Here is a 20,120-nt window from a genome sequence, read left to right on the forward strand (position 1 = left end):
TAACCTCTTCATCTAACGGATAAGTCTTCATATTTAAAAGAAAAAAGGCCCCGCTTAGGGGCCAATTTTCATCAAATATAAGAAAGTATAAGTTAAATCTTATCCTTTAACCTTATATTCCTAGCAGAAACATGTACCAGGAAACAATCATAAATATCGTTATTTCCGAAGTGTATGTTATCTACTTATTGCCTATTTAGCGTATTCAACAGCCCGTGTCTCACGAATAACGGTAACCTTGATATGTCCTGGATAATCCAGTTCACTTTCAATCATCTTCGTAATATCGCGAGCAAGACGGAATGCCTCTGCATCGTCAATCTTCTCTGGCTGTACCATCACGCGCACCTCACGGCCCGCTTGAATAGCAAATGATTTCTCAACGCCTTCGAATGACTCTGAGATTTCTTCCAGTTTCTCTAGACGTTTAATATACGTTTCCAGTGTTTCACGGCGAGCACCAGGTCTAGCAGCCGACAATGCGTCAGCGGCGCCAACCAACATAGCAATAACCGAGGTAGCTTCGCAGTCTCCATGATGAGATGCGATACTGTTGATAACAACCGGATGTTCCTTATATTTCTTCGCTAGTTCAACGCCGATCTCAACGTGCGAACCTTCCACTTCATGATCCAGCGCTTTGCCGATATCATGGAGTAATCCTGCACGTTTTGCAAGCACGATGTCTTCCCCAAGCTCACCGGCCATCAGTCCTGTTAAATAAGCAACCTCCATGGAGTGCTTCAATACATTTTGACCATAGCTTGTACGGAATTTCAGACGCCCCAGAATCTTGATCAAATCTGGATGCAAACCGTGAACGCCCACTTCGAAAGTAGCTTGCTCACCATATTCCCGAATCCGTTCGTCCACTTCTTTGCGGGATTTCTCCACCATCTCTTCAATACGAGCGGGGTGAATACGTCCATCAGCCACCAATTTCTCAAGTGCCGTACGGGCCACTTCACGGCGGATTGGATCAAATCCCGACAAAATAACTGCTTCCGGCGTATCATCAATAATGAGGTCGATACCTGTAAGAGTTTCCAACGCACGAATATTACGGCCTTCACGACCGATAATCCGACCCTTCATCTCTTCATTCGGCAACGTAACAACTGAAACCGTTGTTTCCGCCACGTGATCAGCTGCACAGCGTTGGATAGCGAGTGTAATGATTTCACGGGATTTCTTATCCGCTTCTTCTTTCGCCTGCTGTTCAATTTCTTTGATCATTTGTGCCGTTTCATGGCGAACTTCTTGCTCAACATTGCTAAGAATGATACTTCTTGCATCTTCGATGCTTAAATTGGAGATACGTTCCAATTCAGTGACTTGGTTTTTGTAAATAACATCAATTTGCTGTTGGGTTTCATCAATTCGTTTCTCTTTGTTAGCTACTTGTTCTTCTTTTCTTTCAAGCGATTCCATTTTTTTATCCAGAGATTCTTCCTTTTGCAGCAAACGTCTCTCTTGCCGTTGGATTTCATTCCGACGTTCACGAGTTTCTTTCTCAGCTTCAGTACGGATTCTATGGACTTCGTCCTTAGCTTCCAATACTGTTTCTTTCTTCAGCGCCTCAGCGTCCTTCTTCGCATTCTCAACGATGACAACGGCTTCTCTTTCTGCGCTTTGGATTTTAGCTTCTGCAAGGGATTTACGAATAAAATAACCGAACCCAAAGAATATTGCAGCTACAACGAGAACGATAATGACCCAGATCCATGATTCCAGCATCTGTTCACCTCCTCGTTGGTTCCTCTCCAAGGTATATCCCTGGGAATTGTGCAGTTGTTTAACTATCCGTTCATCACCATACAAAAAACCGGTAAACAACCGATTGCCATACTGCACATGCTGCACATGCACACTGCCCGCCTTATCCGGCGATTACATTTCATATGAGTTGTACGTGAACCGTTTAAAACAGTCTCCTTTTTGGGAAGGAAAAAGGATTCTAATTTTATGCCGATTCATGTTATATTTTATTATTTATAAAAAGACATTGTCAAGAGAGTCGATATACGCATTAATGTCAAGAGAATCAGTGATTCTAGTAAAACTCCTCATCTTCACCTTCATAATTGTCTTCCGCAAGTAAAGTATTGATCACTTGGCGAACCATATCGCCCGAGAATCCACGGCGCATAAGGAAGGCTCCAGTCTTTCTTCGCTTATCTGAAGCGTCTCCACGGATGAGATTCCATTTCTTGCGCCCTGTTTCGAGTGCACTCTCCAGCTCTTGTTCAGGAGTAATATTCTCCAAAGCTTCCGATATAAGGGTTTTGTCAATCCCCTTCTCACGTAGCTCTTGTCGAATCCACATCTTCCCTTTCCGCTGGTTCGCTATTCGTTGCTCCGCCCATTGCTTAGCATATAAAGGGTCATCAAGAAATCTTTCCTGCTGTAGCCGCTGCACCACTTCCGCAATAATAGTCTCTCCTATTTCCTTCTGGCGTAAACGGCGAGTCATTTCCATAGCGGTGCGTGGTTTACGTTCAAGATAACGGAGGCCTTCCACATAAGCTCGTTGACGCTCATCAGCTACAACAATTTCTTCCAAATCAGCCTTCATAAAAGAATTACCAGTAATCATTCGATATTTAATCATGACGTCCTCGTGCACAGTCATGTTATATGCTCCGAAATGTATGATATAACGGTGGTCAGATTTCTTTTGACGTTCTACTTTAGTGATCTCTAAGAGTTCTCCTTCAGGAAAATCAGATAACACCTGCTCATCTTGTTCTTCTGCTTCAAAATCCAGTTGTATTACCATAGTTGTTTGTCACCTCATAGCAATAGATCAGTTATCGTCTTACTTTCAATACTTGTTAAGAAAAGACACCCTGCAACAATCAATCACAGGGCGTCCTATTGTTTAATATACTATTCGATTTCGAGGAGCAATTTTTCTTCTTCCTCTTGCTCTGCAACAATCTCATCATTATTCGGCGCAGCAACAATAGTGGATAAATTACTTGCTTCACGGATCTTATTCTCAATAATAAGGGCAATATCCTGATGTTCCTTCAAAAACTGCTTAGCATTCTCACGACCTTGGCCGAGACGCTCGCCTTCGTAGGAATACCATGCACCACTCTTATTCACGATATCCATTTCAGTACCGATATCTACAAGACTTCCCTCTTTGGAAATCCCTTCACCATACATGATATCAACATCAGCCTGTTTAAATGGAGGGGCTACTTTATTCTTCACAATCTTGATCTTAGTACGGTTACCAACCACATCGTTCCCCATCTTGATGCTCTCTACGCGACGTACATCTAAACGTACAGAGGAGTAGAATTTCAATGCACGACCACCCGGAGTTGTCTCAGGGTTACCGAACATAACACCGATCTTCTCACGAAGCTGGTTGATAAAGATAGCAATCGTATTCGATTTGCTAATGGCACCAGAAAGCTTACGAAGTGCTTGAGACATCAAGCGAGCTTGCAGTCCGACGTGGGAATCACCCATATCGCCTTCAATTTCAGCCTTAGGTACCAAAGCAGCAACGGAGTCAACGACAATAATGTCAACGGCTCCACTACGAACAAGTGCTTCGGCGATTTCCAGCGCTTGTTCACCCGTATCTGGCTGAGAAAGCAGCAATTCATCGATATTTACGCCCAAGTTACGTGCATATTTCGGATCAAGCGCATGCTCGGCATCGATAAAAGCAGCTTGTCCGCCTTGTCTTTGCACTTCTGCAATAGCATGAAGAGCAACTGTTGTTTTACCTGAAGATTCCGGTCCATATACTTCAATAATACGTCCCTTTGGAAGTCCGCCTATACCTAACGCAATATCAAGTGCCAAAGATCCGCTAGGTACAACTTCCACTTGCATATGCGTGGATTCTCCCAGTTTCATTACCGAACCTTTACCAAATTGTTTTTCTATTTGACGAAGCGCCATATCAAGCGCTGCACGACGATCTGACAATCAGACCACTTCCTTCACTGTTTATAGTAATATAATAACGTGTTTTTAAGGTCTTGCCAAGCTTTTTTTCGAACATACATTCGTTTTTTTTGTCTTGGGCGTTATTTATCCCTTTTATTGTAAGCCTCCCTCCGGAGATAGAAGTTAATTAAATTCTCCACTTCACCGGACATCAACGACTTATGATCATGAGAAAGCATCGTGATCAAAATCTCTGCAAATATACAAAAAACCGCAGCAAAGAAATCTCAGTGCCACGGTTCTTCCGTATGTGTTTATTATAACTGGGCTAATCTCCCATTACAAGTCTGAACCCTCAAGAGGTGTCTCCACCTTGCGTTCCTCAAGTCTCCGCCAGAGACGATACAGCAAAGCCTTAACTGTTCGTAAGCGGATATTTTCCCGCGTACCTTTAAGATTAAGCTCATAAACCTCTGTCTTACGTCCCCGTTCAGCCAAGCCGATAAATACAAGTCCAACAGGCTTTCGTTCAGAATAACCCGGTCCAGCTACACCTGTAACAGATAAGCCGAAATCGCTGTCTGCAATCATTCTCACTTGGTCAGCCAACACCTCGGCAACTTCTCGGCTTACGGCTCCAGGGGCATTGGGTCCCTCCAAATAAGCACTTGGCACATTCAGCAGCTTTTTCTTTAAGTCATTTGAATAGCAGACGATTCCGCCGGCAAACATCGAAGCACTGCCTGGAATATTTGTTATACTCTCCATCAGCAAACCTCCGGTGCAGCTCTCTGCCGCACTTAAGGTCAGGCCGGCATCCGCCATCCAATCCACTATCAATTGCTCTAGCGGCACATCAATGTTCGCATACAAATGTTCCGGCAAAATCTCCTTGATTTGTTGTTCCAGTATCTCCAGCTTTTTTGTAGCTTCATGCTCAGAAGGGGCCTTTGTCGAAATACGAACAGTTACCTCTCCCTCTTTGGCATACGGAGCAATCGTTGGATCAGTCTGACTGCGAATCAGCTCAATGAGCTTGTCCTCCAGCAGTGATTCTCCGATGCCGGCAAATTTGAGCATTTTTGAATAAAGCGGTGTTTCGTTCGTCAAGGCGTGCTGCTGTAGCCACGGTACTGCTTTATCTACGAACATCGGTTTCATCTCACGAGGTGGACCTGGAAGCACAATATAATATTTCTTCTCATGCTCAAAAGCAATCCCAACCGCAAGACCGATTTCATTCGGCAACGGTGTAGTTCCTTCAATTATAAGTGCCTGTTTGCGGTTATTTTCGGTCATAACGATCTTACGATCATCAAAGAAACGTTGTACATGATCCATCGCCAAACGATCAATGTGGAGCGTTCTACCTAGCGATGCAGCCAGTGCGTCTTTAGTCAGATCATCCTCAGTGGGGCCAATTCCGCCTGTAAAGATAATAACGTCGGCCCGACTCTGAGCGATCTCGATGGCTTGCTGCAGGCGGCTGCTGTTATCACCGACAACAGTTTGAAAGTATACATCGATCCCGATGGCAGCTAGCTCTATAGACAAAAACTGGGCATTACTATTCACGATTTGACCGAGCAAAAGCTCTGTCCCTACTGCAATAATCTCCGCTTTCATACCTGGCTTTCGCCTCCTAGTTATAATGTAGGTACACTGCTTTTAGATTTCAAAAAAGGTAATAGGTGCTTCACCTATTACCTTTCCTTGTATGTCCAGCTTACATTCTTACGCATTATGCAGCTGTAGCAGATCCTTATTCTTCACAAAATAATCAATTCCAGAATAAATAGTGATCAGCGCTGCGGCCCAAATAGCAATATCGTCTACAGGAATACTGACAAATTGAAATGGGAAATTATTCAACAACAGCAGTGAGATCGCAACAATTTGTACAACCGTCTTTATCTTGCCCCATTTGCTGGCGGCAACCACTTTTCCCTCTAGCAATGCAATCTGGCGAAGTCCGGTGACTGCAAACTCACGACTGATGATTACAATAGCAATCCATGAATCGCATCTGCCCAGCTCCACAAGTGAAATCAGAACTGCAGATACCAGCAGTTTGTCCGCAAGTGGATCAAGGAGTTTACCGAGATTGGTGACCATATTATATTTCCTAGCAATGTAGCCGTCTATTCCATCCGTGCTGGCCGCAAGCAAAAAGATTACAGCTGCTACCAAATGATTAACAGATAGCTGAAACGAGCCCCAATGTATCGGTTCTGGATAAAAACTGAAATCCACCAGTAAAAAAAACATCATAATCGGGATCAGGCAAATACGAGCTAGCGTGATGCGGTTGGGCAAATTCACTGAAGTTTTCCTCCCCTAAATCGTTCATACAAATTGCCTAAATCAGGCTAATCCATTTCTACTTAAGCAAGTATATTATAGCAATAAATAGGTGTCAAAAAAACAGAAAGCACCCCGCGTTGTTAGTGCTAATAAGCACTGCGGGGCACAAAATTCTATTTCATGTTCATGAATTGTAGATCCAGCGGCAAATCAGCTTTACGCAAAATCTGAATAATCTGCTGCAAATCATCGCGGCTCTTGCCGGTTACACGAATTTGATCCCCTTGGATCTGGCTCTTCACCTTTAATTTTGAATCACGGATCAGAATATTAATCTTTTTCGCATTCTCCTGATCAATGCCTTGCTTAAGCCCTAAACGTTGACGTACAGATCCCAGGGAAGCCGGTTCTACTTTACCAAAGTCCAGATTCTTTAGGGTGATGCCTCTTTTCACCATCTTTGATTGTAAAATATCAATAACAGCGTTTAGCTTATATTCGTCTTCAGAGGCGATTATAAGTGCGTCTTTCTCCATCTTCAGACTGCTTTTGCTGTTCTTAAAATCAAAGCGGTTGTCGATCTCTTTCTCTGTTTGGTGAATAGCATTCGTTAACTCCTGCATATCCATTTTGGATACAATATCAAATGAACATTCTGAACTCATTAAACTCCACGTCCTTTATACAATTAGTCTGCTACTATTATAAGAGAATGGTACTATTAAGTCTAATTTTGGATAAATCATTATGTAGCTCACCCGACATAGAAAACAGCCCCACTAAGTGGAGCTTTTCCTTCGAGTGAGTTTGATTCAAAGGGTAGAAACACGTCTCCACCGGAAGTACGCCGTTGGAGACGTTCATTTCTACAGCTTCTATCTGCTTCGGACCGGATTACGAAACATATCCAGAATTCCTAGCACAATATGTGCAATACCGAATCCGAGAATTCCGTATCCCCAAGCACCTGGTGTCAAATAGTATCCGATGAGACTGACAACAACCCCAAGGCCAGCTACAATCCAGCTAACTGTCATAAGATGTACACCTCACTTTGGCTAAAACTGAAAACAGTCTTATGTTCTCCCTAAAGCCAAAGTCTATACATCCTATTTGTTATTCGCCTGTCCCTTCACTTTGGGTACCTTCACTTCCAGAACCGTCGTCAAGATTAAGCAGGAGACGTGAAGAAGTCTTCTCATCCGTGATTACTTGACCATTTACGGTAATCTCAGTTGCTGGGGAATACCCAGACTTAATATACATGCCCTCACTACCAAGAACGAAGCTCATAGTTTCTCCTGCAGCTGTATTTCCGAAGGAGAGTTTTTCACCTTTAGAGTTCTCGCCTTTGTAAACTTCAAGCCAGCTTACTCCGGATGCAACAATCTCAACCTTAACTTCGCTTCCGGCAGGAGCTGTGACCTTAAATTTCGTTGTTTTGCCTGACTTCCCATCTGGTGTAACCGTGATAGATTGAGGAGTCGGCGTTGGCGTCGGTGTTGGCGTAGGCTCCGTAGTTGGCTCTGTAGTTGCTTCAGCACCTGCCGAGGAAGTAGGCGCTACAACACCGCCTCCTGATGCGGGTGGAGAAGTTTGTGCTGTATTAGGATCCTGCACATTATTGGTGATATTTGTTTGATCAACTTGATCAGGGTCTGCTTTGTTTAAACTAGAAGCATAAATGTAAATCACTACAATAATCAATATAGGGAATGTCCACATTAGCACCGTTGGCAGCCATTTTGCATTCCGTTCGGTTTCGGGTCTACGGCTGCGCTTTTGAATCACCGTCTCCATGGTCGTGTCTGCGGGTGGTGCAGGTACGTTCCCATGCTCCTCGAGCAGTTCGTCAGGACTCATGCCTACTGCTTCTGCATACGTTTTGATAAACGCCCTCACATAAAAACTTCCTGGAAGCACCTTGTAGTCTCCAGACTCGATGGCTTCCAAATACTTTTTGCGAATTTTTGTTACTTCCTGGACATCGTCAAGACTCATCCCTTTTTGCAGACGTGCCTCTTTCAATTGCCGGCCCAGTTCCGACATACCATCACCTCCTGTAAGTTCTATGAATGTAAACTTCCTTAACCAGCTTTATAAATAAACATGCTCGGAAGTGTATTCTTCATTGTTTGTGTTCTATAAATCATCACTGTAGCTCGTCGTAAACGACTCGTACAAGATTTCTTCAGTTGGATTATTCCGCAGCTCAATAATAATATCAAAGTCATCATAACTGTACTCAGATTCGCGTACGAAAATATCTGGATGCTCTATAACCTTTGTGCTTGGCATGCTCATAACATTTTGTAATAAATTATAATGTTTCTCATTAGAGCGGATCGTACTAACTATACCATCAATAATAAATACATTATGTGGGTTCATCTCATCTTCAGCCAATTGACTCCGCACCGTCTGCCGCAACAGTGTGGACGAGACAAATGTCCAGCGTTTCATAGCACAGACACTGCCAGCTATAATGGATTCCGTCTTTCCTACACGGGGCATACCACGCAGTCCTACAACCTGATTCCCATCTTTTTTAAACAGCTCACCGAGAAAATCAACCAATAGACCTAACTCATCGCGGGTGAAACGAAACGTCTTCCGATCATCTGAATCCCGTTCAATATATCGCCCATGGCGCACAGCCAGCTTGTCCACGAGCCTAGGAGACCGCAGAGCTGAAACTGTAATATTATCAACTTTTTTGAGCATTTCGCCCATCAGCATAATTTTCTCATCATCATTGGTCTCCAGCAACATTCCGCGAGTTTTTCCTTCAACTCCATTAATCGTCAGAATGTTAACTTCCAGCATCCCTAACATTGAAGCGATATCACCAAGCAGACCGGGTCTGTTCTTGTGAATCTTGTATTCCATATACCACTGTTTATATTCCACTTGTACACCTCATAGATTCCTTTTCCCTACCCTTTGCCAATACAGCAAAAAAAGCTGCCCCGGCAAAGCGGTCTTTTACACGGGTCATGTTAATGATATATAAAATAAAAATGAAAGGCAAGGTCAGTCCTGTAATAATTGCAGAAAAGCTCCCACAGGGGGAGCTTTTCCGCAAGCTTAGGCGTTGTCTTTCGCCAACTTGACCATGAGTTTAGCAATCGTTTGCTTTTCTTCATCGTTGCCGACATCCCATAGCTCTTTGATCGCACGGTTTTGAGTGTTTGCTGGATCCACTTTTTCATCAAGGAATTCCCCGATTTCAAAAGCCAGCTTTGAGATTGTGTCTTGACTCATCCCAAGTTTCTCTGCCTGTACAACCCGTTTACCTAAGAATTTCTTCCAGGTGTCAAAATTTTTGATTACGCTATCGTCTTGTGTCATCTTAAATCCTCCTTCATGTTTACGGTCGAACACCTGCATACAGGCTGTAAGCCGCCTTACGAGAGATTAAAAAACAACACTTATAATATGTCTCAGACGATAGCTTCTTATGCTGGAGCTTTTCTCCAAGTTAAGCATTACGTAATCCAGCCACCGTTAGGGCTAATGATCTGCCCAGTAATATACCCGGATTCTGGCAGTGCCAAAAAGTAAATCAATGAGGAGATTTCGTTCGGAGTAGCCAAACGTCCCGCCGGAATCTCATCCTCCAGCATCCGGACCTCATCCTCCTGTAGGTTAGACAACATATTCGTATTAACCGCTCCTGGAGCTACCGCGTTCACAGTTACGCCAGAAGGTGCTAATTCTTTGGCTAACGCCTTAGTAAAAGCATTTACTCCGCCTTTACTGGCTGAATAAGCGACCTCACAAGAGGCTCCCGATATTCCCCACACGGAAGAAACGTTGATGATTCGGCCATAACGCTGGGATACCATGTACGGCATAAAAATCTGGCTGCACATAAAGGTACCTTTCAAGTTAATGGCCATAATATCGTCCCATTCCTCTTCGCTCACATCAGCGAGCATCCCGTAATGAGATTTACCGGCATTGTTAACAAGGATATCCGGCTGCATTCCATTGCTTTCAAGCTTCTCCGCCATTCGTACAATCTGACTGCGATCCTTCATATCCGCATTTACAGTCATTACCTTTGCTCCAAGGGCCATACAACGCCGAGCGACATCATTAGCAGCTTCATGTGAGTGCTTGTAGTGTATAACAATATTCATGCCCACAGAGGCAAACCGTTCTGCAATGGCGCCACCGATTCCCCCGCTGCCCCCTGTCACCAGAACTGTCATTTCTCCTAATGGTTTGTTGCTCTCTCCCAAAAGCGCCATTTAAGGACTCACCACTAGTGAAACAGCGAGCTGCTCCCAATTTACATGGGCATGTAAACGCTCATTCACTTCAGCTAAAGTAATCGATTCGTAAATAGGCAGAACTTCAAACAGGTCACCACCGCGGAATTGGTAACGTGTAAATTCATGTGCGATACTTTCAGGGGAGTTCAGCATGCGCAAATATCCGCCTATTTTCTTTTTCCGTGCCCGCTCGAAATCCTTCTCAGCAAAGCCAGACTTTAAGATCTGATCCACTTCTTCTTTTATTCGTTTTAGAAGCAAATCAGGGTCCTTGGTATCTCCACCCATAGCTGAAAAAGCATATTGTTCTGAACTATTAAATTCATGGCCAAAGCTGTCTGAGATCAGTTCTTCATCATAGAGCTTTTGGTACAACGCTGTGCTGCTGCCAACCAGCAAATCAAGCATAAGCTTAGTGGCCAGATCACGCTTAAGCGCAGCTTCACCTGTAAGACCATCAACTTTTTCCTTAAATCCAAACATAATCTTAGGCATCGAAACGGCGAGTTTACTTTCCAAGCGCTTCGTAGCGACTTGTTCCGGCTCCTCTTCAAAAATACGCTTAATCTCACCTTGTTTACCATAAGATTTCCCCTGCTGATTGCTGCGAATCAAGGAGAATACCTTCTCCGGATCCACACCACCCACTACGAACAACAGCATATTGCTGGGATGATAAAAAGAATTGTAACAAGTGTACAGTGTTTCTTTCGTAATCGTACTAATCGACTCTATAGTTCCGGCAATATCAATCCGAACCGGATGTTTCGAATACATCGCCTCAATAAGGCCAAAGTACACACGCCAGTCTGGATTATCTGCATACATATTGATTTCTTGACCAATGATCCCTTTTTCCTTTTCTACATTCTCATCCGTAAAATAAGGTCGTTGCACAAAATCAACGAGTGTACTAAGGTTGGTCTCTATGTTTTCTGTTGCCGAGAAAAGATAAACCGTCTGATCGAAACTTGTAAAAGCGTTAGCTGAAGCTCCATTTGAGGCAAAAGTGGCAAAAATATCGCCTTCTGGCTCTTCAAACATTTTGTGCTCCAAAAAGTGAGCTATACCATCAGGAACAGTGGTCTCTTCTCCACCTGCGACATGAAAATGGTTATCTACAGAACCGTATTTAGTTGCAAATGTGGCGTAAGTTTTTTTGAATGTTGGTTTTGGCAATACATAAACCTGAAGCCCATTATCCATCACCTCATGATAAAGGGTCTCTTGAAGTCTGTCGTATTGAATCTGTTCCATCTCTATTCCTCCTTCCCTGTCAAGAAATAAATCGTATCCAGCTGAAAGGTCTCCGCTGCGGCTTTTACTTCCCCTGCACCGATTTGTTCCACCTCTTCTAGCAGCTGATCCGCTGTCCGTTCTTTTCCTGACAACTGGCGGTTGAAGTCGTAAGAGATCATCTCAAAAGCAGAATCCGGAATCTCGGAAAGCTGATTGCGGATCATGGCTTTGGTCTGGCTTAACTCCAGATCACTGATGTTGCCAGCTTTCATCTCTTCCAGTTGTTTCTCTATAATTTCAACAGCTTTGTTGTAATTTTGCGTTTCGATGCCTGATTGTATCGTTCCAATCCCCTTGTGACCGTCATAGCGTGAAGAAGCATAATATGCAAGACTGGCCTTCTCCCGTACATTGACGAAGAGTTTGGAGTGTGGATACCCTCCTAATATTCCGTTGTACATAAGTGCGGACGCATATGTATCGTCCTTATACGTAATTGATGTGCGCAGACCCATGTTCAACTTGCCCTGACTGACATCCAGCTTCTCCTCTACCGTCCTTACCTCGCTGACGGATACTGGGACAAACTTGGAACTATATAAGCCCACCTCCGACTGAATGCGTCCGAAGTGATGCTTTACAAGCTTTTCAACTTCCTCAGTAGTCGTATCTCCCACTACATAGAGATCCAAAATAGCTCCATCCAGCCATGAATTATAGGATTCGTACAAACTTTTTGGGGTAATCCGGTCCAAATCCGCTCTTTGACCCAGTGGATGAAGACGATAGGGCTCGTTACGGCACATTTCTTCGATACAGCGCTCCGCTGCATAACGAATCTTATCATTTACGATAGATTCCAGCTTCTTGCGCACTGTTTCACGCTCTGTTGCAACATAGGAAGGACGGAAGCTTCCATCCTCCACCAATGGACGGGTCAGGACTTCTCCTAGAAAAGCAAAGGATTGTTCAAGCAAGCTCTCCTGACTCTGCACGAAGGAGTCATTAATGGTGTCCATGCGAAACTGAACAATCTGATAATCGCCTCTTTTATAAATATCAAAACCAAATCCAGCGCCATACAGCTCCTCCAAACGCTCGCGGAATTGAGTAGTCTCTGGATAAGAAGCGGTACCTCTGCGGAGCACAAATGGAGCAAGTGCTGTAGGGGTGACCATATCCTCATTAAGTGGGACGCCGGCATAAAGTGAGATGGCGTAGGTCTTGAACGCCTTGGTAGGCATCACGTGAATACGCATACCTGCAACGTTGCCATGCTGAAATACATTATTAGTCAAGTCCAAAACTCCTTTACCGCGTGGATAGTTGCTCATTAACATGTTTATGAATTAATAACCATTCTAAACCATTCCAAAGTAAGGAAGCAACCGGATGCCTCTTCCCGGTTGCTCTCTGGATTTACTTCTTTACTTATCTACATACAGAAAATATGCTGGCCGATAGTCTTGACCTGTGGACGAGTCCAAATCCATTTGGAGGTCGCCGTTTTAGGGTTGAAATAATACAAACATCCACCCGAAGGGTCCCAGCCATTCAGCGCTTGCTGCACTGCTTTTCGTGCCTGCTCATTTGGCTCCAAATAAATCTGCCCGTCAGCTACAGCTGTAAAAGCTCCCGGCTGAAAAATAACGCCAGACGGTGTATTAGGAAAGCTCGGAGATTTTACCCGGTTCAAGATTACTGCAGCAACAGCAACTTGACCTTCGAAAGGTTCACCTCTTGATTCACCATAGACGGCATTAGCCATAATTTTGAGATCATTTTCTGATAATCCCATCGTATTCCCTGAAGACAGAGACGCTGAATCCGAATTATTGGTTGTATTTGTTTTGTTACCGGTGTTGTTGTTTGCTGTATTATTTCCGGTTGCTGAAGCCGACTCTGTCGGCTTCCAGTTCTTAGTTGCGTTATACAATTTCAACTTAGTCTTAGCGCCTACGATGCCATCAGACTTCATTCCAAACTTCCATTGAAACCACGTTACTGAATTTTTCGTTTTCGGACCAAACTGACTGTCTATTTTCCCTTCATAAAAGCCCAGATGTTTTAAACGTCCTTGCAACTCATAAACATCCTGACCAGAAGAACCTAGTTTAATCGGAGTCGTGCTGAAGGCAGGCAAGGCCTCTTCTTCAGGATGATTTAGTTCATGGACAAATGACGCAGCAGCACTTTGCTTGGTCTGTACTATGCCATTACCCTGGAGCAACATTCCTGCAAACGGTGCGGCAGCAAGTGCAAGGGTTAAAGAAGCAAAGATCCACAACTTATGTTTCTTCATAGGGGTTCGCTCTACCTTTCTTTTGTGAGTTCTGCATGAATGGCTAAAGTTATTATGACGACTGTCAGGACATCCTATGCATTACTAAAAAAGAAGTAATAGCATTTCATTGTAATTGAGAATGATTATCAACTATAATCGAAATAAGAAAACGTTGGAGTTGATATTAATCATGAATTTAAAGGACCACATGTTATTGTGGAACCACGCATTAATAGAAATTATTGATATACGCCATACTTTTCAACGATCAGGTGATCTGAATTCACATTATCAGCTGCCCTCAAGTGCATTCTTGTTGATCATAAACGGCAAGGCCGAAATACTAATTGACGAGGTCCCGCACGAGATCAGCAACTTTCATATCCTTCATGGTGGAAAAGGAATGAACATTCAATTTTTACGCATGGATGAACTACTGGAGTATTACTTAATTTTATATAAAGCAAACCTTTCACTCGCCTCACGCAACAATCTAAAAGCAATCATGGAACACAATAATCCCTTTAATCTCCAATATGGATTTACGCCTACTAGTCCACTGCCCTTATTTGATAAGATGGAGAACATGTTTACTGATTGGAGCAAAACAGGGATTTTGGATCGGCTGTATGTCAAAACACTTTTTTATCAATGGATTTATGAGATGCTTAGGCAGCTGCATACGCTGGAAACACAGTTAATTCAACCTGATCCGCTAGATCAAGCAATTCGCTATATGCAGACTTATTATAAGGAAACCTTCTCTCTTGAAAAATTAGCTAAAGCGGTAAACAGCAGCCCTAGAACATTATCCAGATTATTCAGAACACAGCTGCAGACTAGCCCTGCTCAGTACTTAATCAACATCCGCATGGAAAAATCGAAAATATTGCTCCTGAACACAGAGGCTAGCTTGCATGACATCGCAATTGCAGTAGGTTATCCTGATGGCTATTATCTAGGAAAAATGTTTAAAAAATATTACGGAATCTCCCCTGTCCGATACAAAAATAAAGTTATCACCCACTCCAGTTGGCGTGATATGCCATCTCAAGGTGCACAAATTGACATTGCCCGAACACAACCTCTCCGTTATATTGATTATGATAATCATTATCAATATAACGGAGAAGGGGAATTACCAATGTTTAGAAATGCCAAACCATCATTACTGCTCACCCTGTTATTATGCTTTACCATAGTGTTAAGCGCTTGTTCCACGGGAACCACAAATTCAAATGCATCAAGCAATGGGAAACCCACCCCCTCAGCAGAAACAAGTACAGGGGCAAATACAGACAAAGCTGCTGTCGAAGCACAAACCCGGATAATTTCCACAGTTAAAGGAGACATTGCCGTTCCCACTAGTCCACAAAGAGTTGTAGTTCTTTATTTGCTCGGTGATGTACTGGCTCTCGGCATTAAACCTATAGGTGTATCCGATGTATCCGAGGGTGCAGCATTTGAAGATGAGCTAAAAGATGTGCAAAAGCTTGGCACCTGGTTTGAGGCTAGCCCTGAAGCAATCCTTGCTCTTAATCCCGATCTTATCATTGTGCCGTCAGAGGAAACTTATGAAGCCCTTCACCAAATTGCGCCAACAGTCTTAGTTCCGTATGAAAAAATGTCAACAGAAGAACGGGTGTCCTTTATTGGACAAGTCGTAGGCAAAGAAGATCAAGCAAAAGAATTATTTACTGATTTCCATAAAAAAGTTGAGGTCAGCAAACAAAAGCTGCAAGAAGCTGGTATTCTTGATCACACAATATCCATCATGGAAGGTGGAAAAGACAACAGCATGGCTGTTGTGGCGAGCAAACAATTCGGACGTGGTTCACAAATCATTTATGAATATTTAGGCATGAAGGCGCCGGACATCATTCAACAGAAAATAGATACGGCGACTGGTGCGGATGGGGAATCCGTATCCTTTGAAGTCCTTGGCAAATACAGTGGTGACTATATCTTCCGCTCCTCTTATGATGGTATGGCTGATCTGACCCAAAACCCAATTTGGAACAATATCCCTGCCGTGAAAGAAGGCCGTTTGATGGAGATCGATTTTGGCTTAGGTTATTACAGTGATATCTATTCTCTAAATGTGCAACTGGATTATATTGTTGAAGCTTTGCTTGCTGCGCCAAGAGTCAAATAAGTACTCAAGATACAAAAAAAGAGATGGTCCACTTCATAAAGTGGCCATCTCTTTTACTGTCTATTGAAGGTTTCGACGGGCTTCTCCAGCTTAGGAGCTGATCTTGTTATGCTGATATTGCTCAAGTGACATCAGCACCTCACGCGGCTTACTGCCCTCATAAGGACCGATGACCCCACGAGCCTCCATAGAGTCAATCAACCGGGCTGCACGGGTATAACCGACCCGCATACGACGCTGCAGCAGCGACACTGAAGCCTGCTTAGCCTCTAGTACAATTTGTACGGCTTGCTCGTATAATTCATCCTGTGGCTCCTGATCCTCAGTGATTGTATCATCCACTTCAGGAACGATGGACTCATCGTATTCGGCTTCACCTTGACTGCTGACATATTGAACAATAGTCTCTACTTCTTGGTCACTCATAAAAGCTCCCTGTACACGAATAGGCTTAGATGCGCCCATTGGTAAGAACAACATATCACCTCGGCCTAACAACTTCTCTGCACCGGGCATATCCAGAATGGTACGTGAATCCACATTGGACGATACGCCAAAAGCGATCCGGGATGGAATATTAGCTTTAATTAAACCTGTGATGACATCTACTGAAGGACGTTGTGTAGCGATAATTAGATGAATCCCTGCCGCCCGCGCCATTTGTGCAAGTCGGCAAATCGCATCCTCAACATCATTGGCTGCAACCATCATCAAATCCGCAAGCTCGTCCACAATAACAACGATATACGGTAGAATAGCCGCTGGATTCTCAGCCATTAGCTTATTATAACCTTCCATATTCCGTGTTCCCGATTTGGAGAATAGCTCATAACGCTTCTCCATTTCGACTACGATCTTCTTCAAGGCTAGGCTTGCCCGCTTTGGATCTGTGACAACCGGAGCCAAAAGATGGGGAATTCCGTTATACACATTCAGCTCGACCATCTTAGGATCGACCATGAGGAATTTGACCTCATCAGGTTTAGCTTTGTATAAGATGCTTGTTATAATCCCGTTGATACAGACTGATTTACCGGAGCCAGTTGCACCGGCCACCAATAAATGGGGCATCTTAGCCAGATTGCCGATAATGGTCTGGCCGGAAATATCACGGCCAAAAGCAATCGATAATCTGGATTCAGCCTCCTGAAAAATCTGTGTTTCCATAACTTCGCGCATGGTAACAATAGACACTTCAGAGTTCGGAACTTCTATCCCGATCGCAGATTTACCCGGAATCGGTGCTTCCATCCGAATGTCTTTGGCTGCAAGTGCAAGGGCAATGTCATCCGTCAGATTTACAATACGGCTAACCTTAACCCCAATATCCGGTTGTATCTCATATCTTGTAACAGCTGGGCCTCTTACTACCTCCAGCACTTTAGCTCGTACCCCAAAGCTTTCAAGTGTTGCTTCTAATTTACGGGCTGTCTGCATATAATCATTCTGATCTCCAGCTTTGCCACCATTGTTAGGTTTGGCTAAAAGACGGAACGATGGCAGCTTATATGGCTTCGGTGGCGGTGGTGCTGGAGGAGCGGGAATAATCTCTCCATCTGGAGAAGCACCTAGCAGGCCTTCCAAGTCAATACTTACATTCTCCTCAGACTCATCCGTAGGCTGCTGCTTAACGGCATTAGCTCCGGCTACAGCAGGTTTAGCTGCTTCACCACGAGCTGCGGGTGAGAATTCACTCCACTCTTCCCGATCTTCTTCGTTTAAACCTTCTGAACGGATATGTTCAAAGAAATCTCGAATAATAGGCGTCACAGGTTCAATATCCAGATCCGCATCGTCAAAATCATGATCGATATCCTCTAATGGAATTACACGGCTATCTGGTGTTAATCCCGAAATAATCGGACCGCTCGAAGCACTTGTCACAATTGGACCCTGATCGTCATCCTCAGGATCTGCTTCCACCTGTGAACGCGTGGAACCTGAGAACCAGCCAGATATTTTTTTCAAAAGGACAGGTTGTTTGCGATTAGGCAGATACCGATCGTCTTCGTCTTCTTCATCCTCGTCATCATAGACAGGCTGCTTCACCTGCCGAGCTTTAGCTGGAGCAGCGGCTCTAGATGGTCTCGCCGCTACTGGGACCGCCTTCGGGCGATTTGCAGCATGGAGACGAATCCCCTCCACAAACTTAACCGAGCGCACTCGCAAAAGCGTAAAAATCTCCACATATGACAAGTTGGTAATTAGCATAAAGCTGATCGCCAGCATGACGATCATAAGCAGCTTAGCGCCCAGACTGCCAAAAAGCCATAACAGCGCTGCATACTCCAACCCGCCGATGTAACCTCCGCTTATATCCTTACCCAGCATATAGACATTGCTGTCGTTCGAGCCAGGTGAAAGTGATCCCGAAAGATCATTATGTATTTGTGTCATTACATTGCCAGGATGTAACAAAGACAACGGGCCAAGCTTCTGCTCCATTGCAGATATTGTGCTCATAAGGCACATAGACAACAGAAGCAGAAGCACGCCAGTATGCCTGCTGTTCCACGAGGAAGGCCATCTTCGATGGATCATAACCATAAGTCCATAAAAAATGCCGACAAGCGGCAACACAAAATAAAATCTCCCTAATAAGTAACCCGCCATACTTGAAAGTGAGCGCCCTACGGCTGCTTCACCAGACAGTGCAATGACGGAAATAGTTATTAATAAAATTCCATATATTTCATATTTTAAAACGCTGCCGAGCAGCGCTTTTTTCTTCTTCTTTTTTCGTTTAGCCACGCCAGCCACCCCCGGAACAACATTATACCATATAATGGCGTGGCGTACCTATGTTCTCTTTTGTCAGAAATTGAATCTTTATGTTATTGTAATTATCGAACCTGGAGAGAACGCCGGATCTAGATAACGGTTCAGTGGACAATCCAATAATCTCACGATCCGCGCACGCCCTTCCTCCATCGGTTCAACCTGCATCAGCATGCCCTGCACACTCACTTCTCGGGTTGTTGCATAATTGTTAAATGCCCCCTCCCACACCTGTTCCATTGCAACTACTGTGTACAGTGTCATTGCGTAATCCCTCCTGGAGTCGATGCAGAGAAATCCCCGCCAATCATTCGGTTGAGATGCGCTAGAGCCGCTCCGATCCCGCCGACCTCATCCATAAGGCCATATTTAACGGCATCCAAGCCCCCCACAGCCGTCCCGATATCACGATTGAGCTCACCTGTCTTAAACATGAGATCACGGAACTGTTCTTCAGAAATACGCGAATGGGAAGTCACAAATTTAACGACACGTTCCTGCATTTTCTCCATATACTCGAACGTTTGCGGCACTCCGATCACTAAACCATTCATACGAATCGGATGAATCGTCATCGTTGCACTTTCGGCAATGATCGAATAAGTGGAGGAAACTGCAATCGGCACCCCGATACTATGCCCGCCTCCAATGACCACGGTTACCGTTGGCTTGGAGAGGGATGCAATCATTTCCGCAATTGCTAATCCCGCTTCTACATCTCCACCTACCGTATTTAAAATGATAAGCAGACCTTTGATGTTTTTATTCTGCTCAGCAGCCACCAGCTGTGGAATGATATGCTCATACTTTGTTGTTTTGTTCTGTGGAGGCATTACAATATGTCCTTCAATCTGACCAATAATCGTTAAGCAAAAAATATCAGGCTCTCCACTTGGGATTACCGTTTGTCCAAGCTCCTTAATCGCTCCCATTGCAGTGGGCGGCATATTTTCATTAGGATTCGGATTAGTTTCTCCTGGGATAACTTCCTCATTTTTTGCTCCATTTGATCCTTCGATGTAGTTCATCTTCGCAGCTCTCCCTTGTCATATGCAGCTCTAGTCTGCTGTTGCCTTACTAACAATCCTTAGTATGACATTTCAGGGTGCTGCCTTATGCAATTTTCAGCTTATGAAGTAATTATGACATGCAAAAACCCCTTCTC

18 protein-coding genes are annotated in these 20,120 nt (G+C 44.0%); 1 reads left to right on the plus strand and 17 read right to left on the minus strand.

The features are described 5' to 3' along the window. Nucleotides 1-192: 192 nt before the first annotated feature. From rny to sleB, 14 genes are all read right to left on the minus strand, one after another. Complete coding sequence (gene rny, locus PODO_RS17635; RefSeq protein WP_370510565.1) at nt 193-1,737, minus strand: ribonuclease Y; 1,545 nt, start codon at nt 1,735-1,737, stop codon at nt 193-195. A gap of 316 nt (nt 1,738-2,053) precedes the next feature. Next, the gene (locus PODO_RS17640) at nt 2,054-2,779 is read right to left on the minus strand and encodes a regulatory protein RecX (protein WP_051491576.1); all 726 of its coding nucleotides are present in this window, start codon (nt 2,777-2,779) and stop codon (nt 2,054-2,056) included. A 110-nt stretch (nt 2,780-2,889) separates the two neighbouring features. Beyond that, nucleotides 2,890-3,954, minus strand: a complete 1,065-nt coding sequence (gene recA / locus PODO_RS17645; RefSeq protein ID WP_036688391.1) for a recombinase RecA — start codon at nt 3,952-3,954, stop codon at nt 2,890-2,892. A 300-nt stretch (nt 3,955-4,254) separates the two neighbouring features. Further along, a complete protein-coding gene (locus PODO_RS17650) occupies nt 4,255-5,541 on the minus strand; it encodes a competence/damage-inducible protein A (protein ID WP_036688393.1) in 1,287 nt (428 codons plus the stop codon). A 108-nt stretch (nt 5,542-5,649) separates the two neighbouring features. Continuing rightward, nucleotides 5,650-6,237 (minus strand): CDP-diacylglycerol--glycerol-3-phosphate 3-phosphatidyltransferase, encoded by a 588-nt coding sequence (gene pgsA, locus PODO_RS17655; protein ID WP_036688397.1) that lies wholly within the window; start codon nt 6,235-6,237, stop codon nt 5,650-5,652. A gap of 155 nt (nt 6,238-6,392) precedes the next feature. Further along, entirely contained in the window at nt 6,393-6,884 is a 492-nt protein-coding gene (locus tag PODO_RS17660; protein ID WP_036688400.1) for a YajQ family cyclic di-GMP-binding protein, read from the minus strand. Between the two features lie 210 nt (nt 6,885-7,094). Beyond that, nucleotides 7,095-7,256 (minus strand): hypothetical protein, encoded by a 162-nt coding sequence (locus PODO_RS31525; RefSeq protein ID WP_169744781.1) that lies wholly within the window; start codon nt 7,254-7,256, stop codon nt 7,095-7,097. Nucleotides 7,257-7,335: 79 nt separating this feature from the next. Then, nucleotides 7,336-8,268, minus strand: a complete 933-nt coding sequence (locus PODO_RS17665) for a helix-turn-helix domain-containing protein (RefSeq protein ID WP_036688403.1) — start codon at nt 8,266-8,268, stop codon at nt 7,336-7,338. A gap of 93 nt (nt 8,269-8,361) precedes the next feature. After that, nucleotides 8,362-9,129 (minus strand): DUF3388 domain-containing protein, encoded by a 768-nt coding sequence (locus PODO_RS17670; protein WP_038571900.1) that lies wholly within the window; start codon nt 9,127-9,129, stop codon nt 8,362-8,364. Between the two features lie 177 nt (nt 9,130-9,306). After that, complete coding sequence (locus PODO_RS17675; RefSeq protein ID WP_036688409.1) at nt 9,307-9,570, minus strand: DUF3243 domain-containing protein; 264 nt, start codon at nt 9,568-9,570, stop codon at nt 9,307-9,309. A gap of 137 nt (nt 9,571-9,707) precedes the next feature. Further along, a complete protein-coding gene (gene ymfI / locus PODO_RS17680) occupies nt 9,708-10,475 on the minus strand; it encodes an elongation factor P 5-aminopentanone reductase (RefSeq protein WP_036688412.1) in 768 nt (255 codons plus the stop codon). Next, a complete protein-coding gene (yfmH, locus tag PODO_RS17685; RefSeq protein WP_038571902.1) occupies nt 10,476-11,756 on the minus strand; it encodes an EF-P 5-aminopentanol modification-associated protein YfmH in 1,281 nt (426 codons plus the stop codon). It abuts the gene before it with no gap. A 2-nt stretch (nt 11,757-11,758) separates the two neighbouring features. Continuing rightward, complete coding sequence (gene yfmF / locus PODO_RS17690) at nt 11,759-12,997, minus strand: EF-P 5-aminopentanol modification-associated protein YfmF (protein ID WP_244886521.1); 1,239 nt, start codon at nt 12,995-12,997, stop codon at nt 11,759-11,761. Nucleotides 12,998-13,173: 176 nt separating this feature from the next. Beyond that, a complete protein-coding gene (gene sleB / locus PODO_RS17695; protein ID WP_036688421.1) occupies nt 13,174-14,040 on the minus strand; it encodes a spore cortex-lytic enzyme in 867 nt (288 codons plus the stop codon). Between the two features lie 154 nt (nt 14,041-14,194). On the opposite strand from sleB, the gene PODO_RS17700 reads away from it, so the two are divergent. Then, nucleotides 14,195-16,177, plus strand: coding sequence for an AraC family transcriptional regulator (locus tag PODO_RS17700; RefSeq protein WP_244886352.1), 1,983 nt, complete (start codon nt 14,195-14,197; stop codon nt 16,175-16,177). 90 nt (nt 16,178-16,267) lie between these two features. Here PODO_RS17700 and PODO_RS17705 read toward each other — a convergent pair whose 3' ends face one another. The 3 genes from PODO_RS17705 to PODO_RS17715 all read right to left on the minus strand — a co-directional run bounded on the left by PODO_RS17705 (nt 16,268) and on the right by PODO_RS17715 (nt 19,983). Next, nucleotides 16,268-18,928: an FtsK/SpoIIIE family DNA translocase gene (locus PODO_RS17705; protein WP_038571908.1), complete on the minus strand. Its 2,661-nt coding sequence runs from the start codon at nt 18,926-18,928 to the stop codon at nt 16,268-16,270. A 78-nt stretch (nt 18,929-19,006) separates the two neighbouring features. Continuing rightward, complete coding sequence (locus PODO_RS17710) at nt 19,007-19,219, minus strand: YlzJ-like family protein (protein WP_038571911.1); 213 nt, start codon at nt 19,217-19,219, stop codon at nt 19,007-19,009. After that, on the minus strand, nt 19,216-19,983 hold the full coding sequence (locus PODO_RS17715; protein ID WP_038571914.1) for a ClpP family protease: 768 nt from the start codon (nt 19,981-19,983) through the stop codon (nt 19,216-19,218). Before PODO_RS17715 ends, PODO_RS17710 begins: the two co-directional genes overlap by 4 nt. Between the last annotated feature and the right edge of the window lie 137 nt (nt 19,984-20,120).

Source organism: Paenibacillus odorifer (assembly GCF_000758725.1).
Classification (GTDB): Bacteria; Bacillota; Bacilli; order Paenibacillales; family Paenibacillaceae; genus Paenibacillus_AQ; species Paenibacillus_AQ odorifer.

Bases quoted from the DNA above. Each gene is read 5' to 3' on its own strand.
- rny (WP_370510565.1), bottom strand. From the start codon at position 1,737: ATGCTGGAATCATGGATCTGGGTCATTATCGTTCTCGTTGTAGCTGCA.
- PODO_RS17640 (WP_051491576.1), bottom strand. From the start codon at position 2,779: ATGGTAATACAACTGGATTTTGAAGCAGAAGAACAAGATGAGCAGGTG.
- PODO_RS17650 (WP_036688393.1), bottom strand. From the start codon at position 5,541: ATGAAAGCGGAGATTATTGCAGTAGGGACAGAGCTTTTGCTCGGTCAA.
- PODO_RS17660 (WP_036688400.1), bottom strand. From the start codon at position 6,884: ATGAGTTCAGAATGTTCATTTGATATTGTATCCAAAATGGATATGCAG.
- PODO_RS31525 (WP_169744781.1), bottom strand. From the start codon at position 7,256: ATGACAGTTAGCTGGATTGTAGCTGGCCTTGGGGTTGTTGTCAGTCTC.
- PODO_RS17665 (WP_036688403.1), bottom strand. From the start codon at position 8,268: ATGTCGGAACTGGGCCGGCAATTGAAAGAGGCACGTCTGCAAAAAGGG.
- PODO_RS17675 (WP_036688409.1), bottom strand. From the start codon at position 9,570: ATGACACAAGACGATAGCGTAATCAAAAATTTTGACACCTGGAAGAAA.
- ymfI (WP_036688412.1), bottom strand. From the start codon at position 10,475: ATGGCGCTTTTGGGAGAGAGCAACAAACCATTAGGAGAAATGACAGTT.
- yfmH (WP_038571902.1), bottom strand. From the start codon at position 11,756: ATGGAACAGATTCAATACGACAGACTTCAAGAGACCCTTTATCATGAG.
- yfmF (WP_244886521.1), bottom strand. From the start codon at position 12,997: ATGCGTATTCACGTGATGCCTACCAAGGCGTTCAAGACCTACGCCATC.
- sleB (WP_036688421.1), bottom strand. From the start codon at position 14,040: ATGAAGAAACATAAGTTGTGGATCTTTGCTTCTTTAACCCTTGCACTT.
- PODO_RS17710 (WP_038571911.1), bottom strand. From the start codon at position 19,219: ATGACACTGTACACAGTAGTTGCAATGGAACAGGTGTGGGAGGGGGCA.
- PODO_RS17715 (WP_038571914.1), bottom strand. From the start codon at position 19,983: ATGAACTACATCGAAGGATCAAATGGAGCAAAAAATGAGGAAGTTATC.